The sequence below is a fragment of the Synechococcus sp. H70.1 genome, from assembly GCF_047502705.1.
In the GTDB taxonomy this organism is placed as follows: domain Bacteria; phylum Cyanobacteriota; class Cyanobacteriia; order Thermostichales; family Thermostichaceae; genus Thermostichus.
In genome coordinates, this window is record NZ_JANSIV010000010.1 from 17,324 (window position 1) to 20,337 (window position 3,014).

A 3,014-nucleotide genomic window follows, 5' to 3' on the forward strand; every position below is an offset into this window, starting at 1 on the left:
CGCTGTAGCTTGCTTCCTGCAGGGTGGCTAGGCAGACAGGGCGGGGTTCCTCCTTCCTCCAGGCAACTGACCTGCTTGCGTCAGCAGAACCGAGTCCTCACCCATCGCTAGCTGCAGGTAGCGTGTCCAGAGGCGTTACTCCCGGTATGCCCTACCTTAACCCCTCCTCGAGCATGTTCCACGACGTGAGCGCCCAGAGCCGCAGGGTGGGCTAGGGGGGGTGCGGAGCGCCTTCCCCCCGTCTACAAGGGCAAGCGGAGCGCGAGCCTTCCCTCCCGGACGCGACAGCTGCTGCCTAGGCAGGGGCTAGGCCTTCAGCTCGAAAGATTCTAAAAAAGCTGGGCTCCTCAGCCGCGCTTGGGCTAGCTTAGCAGGCAGTGGCAACCTGCACTCGTCCTGCCTATGAAGCCGCTACGCACGTTTAGGGTAACCCCCTACCTGCCGCCTGCCTTGGAAAGCCTGCGCCTTTTGGCCTACAACTTTCATTTTAGTTGGAATGTAGAAACCCGCAGCCTCTTCCGGCGCATGGATCCGGATCTGTGGGATGCCTGCGGGCACAACCCCGTGGCTCTTTTGGGCCAGATCCGGCAGGAACGGCTGGATGAATTGGCAGAGGATCCTGGGTTTCTAGCCCAACTGGAGCGAGCTAGCCAGCAACTGCACAGCTATCTCCAACAAGACACGTGGTACCGCCGATATCGCTTGGCCCAGGCGGTGGAGGGAGAGTGCTATGCCTATTTTTCAGCTGAGTTTGGCTTAGCCGACTGTCTGCCCATTTACTCAGGGGGCTTGGGAGTGTTGGCCGGGGATCACCTCAAGGCAGCCAGCGACCTAGGCCTGCCGCTGGTGGGCGTGGGCCTGCTCTACCAAAAGGGGTATTTCCGCCAGTACCTCAACCCCGATGGCTGGCAGCAGGAGCGCTACCCCATCAACGATTTCTTTAACATGCCGCTGGAGCTGCAAAGGGACGCGGAGGGCCGCGAGATTCGCATTGAGGTGGACTACCCCAACCGCAAGGTGTTTGCCCGCATCTGGAAGGCGATGGTGGGGCGGGTGCCCTTATACCTCCTTGACACCAACATCGAGCCCAACAGCCAGTACGACCAAGACATCACCGATGAGCTCTACGGCGGCGACCAGGACGTGCGCATCCACCAGGAGATCATGCTGGGGATTGGCGGGGTGCGGGCTCTGCGCGCTCTAGGGATCCACCCCACTGTCTACCACATGAACGAGGGGCACTCGGCTTTTTTGGCGGTAGAGCGGATCCGCCTGTTGATGGTGGAGCAAGGGCTAAGCTTTGAGGAGGCCTGGCAGGTGGCTAAGTCCAGCCAGATGTTTACTACCCACACGCCAGTGCCTGCCGGGATCGACCTGTTCCCGCCGGACAAAATTGACTACTACCTGAGCTTCTACTACAACCAGATGGGCCTGAGTCGGGAGCGCTTTCTGGCCCTAGGTCGAGAAAATCCCGGGGACTTCCAGTCCCCCTTCAGCATGGCGGTGCTAGCCATCAACATGGCCTCGTTTGTTAACGGGGTCAGCAAGCTACACGGGGCGGTCTCGCGCAAGATGTTTAGCCAGCTGTGGCCTGGGATCCCGCAAGAGGAGGTGCCGATTACCTCCATCACCAATGGCGTGCATTCCCGCACCTGGGTGGGGGAGGAAAACCAAGCCCTCTACGACCGCTACCTAGGGCCAGATTGGGCGGAGGCCCCTGCCTCGGATCCGGTTTGGCAGAAGGTGGAGCGGATCCCGGATGCGGAATTGTGGCGGGCGCACGAGCGCAGCCGCTCCCGCCTCATCGACTTCACCCGCCAGCGCCTGGTGGAACAGCTGCAGAAGCAGGCGGCCTCGGCAGGGGAGATCCAACAAGCAGCAGAGGCCCTCAACCCAGAAGTCCTCACGATTGGCTTTGCCCGCCGCTTTGCCACCTACAAGCGGGCCACTCTCTTGCTCCACAACCTAGAGCGGCTCAAAGCTCTGATTAACCATCCCCAGTACCCGATGCAGTTTATCTTTGCGGGCAAGGCCCACCCTCGCGATACAGCCGGCAAAGAGTTGATCCGCCAGGTGGTGCAGGTGTCGCGCCAGCCAGAGTTCCGCCAGCGGCTGGTGTTTATCGAAGACTACGACATGTACATCACCAGCTTAATGGTGGCAGGGGTGGACGTGTGGCTGAACACCCCCCTCCGCCCCCGCGAGGCCAGCGGTACCAGCGGTATGAAGGCAGCAGCTAACGGGGGACTGCACCTCAGCACCCTGGACGGCTGGTGGGATGAGGCAGATTACTACCAGACGGGCTGGCCCATTGGCCGCGGCGAGGAGTATGCAGATCGCGCCTACCAGGACGAAGTGGAGGCCAACGCCCTCTACGATCTCCTGGAAAAGGAAGTAGCTCCCCTTTTCTACCAACGCGGCAGCGATGGTCTACCCCACGCCTGGATTCAGCGGATGAAGCAGGCAATCCGCCTCAACTGTCCTCGCTTTAGCACACAGCGCATGGTGCGGGAGTATGCTGAGCGGGCTTACATTCCGTTGAGTAACTACTTTAACCGCATGCGGCGCAACGATTTCCAGGCAGCCCGCCAGTTGACCCGTTGGCAAAACCATGTGCAGGAGAACTGGTACAACATTCGGGTTTTCGACGTCCGGGTTGAGAATCCAAGGCAGCCCGCCGGCAACCGTTCCTCTGGCCAGGGTAGCCAGCTCCAGGAGGTGGTGATGGCCCGGGAACCCCTCACCGTAACGGTGGAGGTGCAGCTGGGATCCCTGCAGCCCCAGGATGTGATTGTCCAAGCCTACCACGGCCCAGTGGACGACAACGGCCAGATCCAAAACGGCCGCGCAACCCCCCTGCGCTATGTGGAGACAGTGGAGGACTGCGCTATCTTCTCTGGTCAGATCCGCTATGAGGCCAGTGGCCTGCAGGGGCTGGCCATCCGCTTACTGCCGTTTCATCCCGATATGTACGATCCCTATGAGCTGCGGCTAATACTCTGGGCTTCACCTGC

1 protein-coding gene is annotated in these 3,014 nt (G+C 60.9%); it reads left to right on the top strand.

Going from position 1 to position 3,014, the window contains the following annotated elements:
• Positions 1-402 precede the first annotated feature (402 nt).
• Positions 403-3,014, top strand: a 2,612-nt coding sequence (gene glgP, locus NW827_RS00440; protein ID WP_414403477.1) for an alpha-glucan family phosphorylase, incomplete at its 3' end; no start/stop codon positions are given.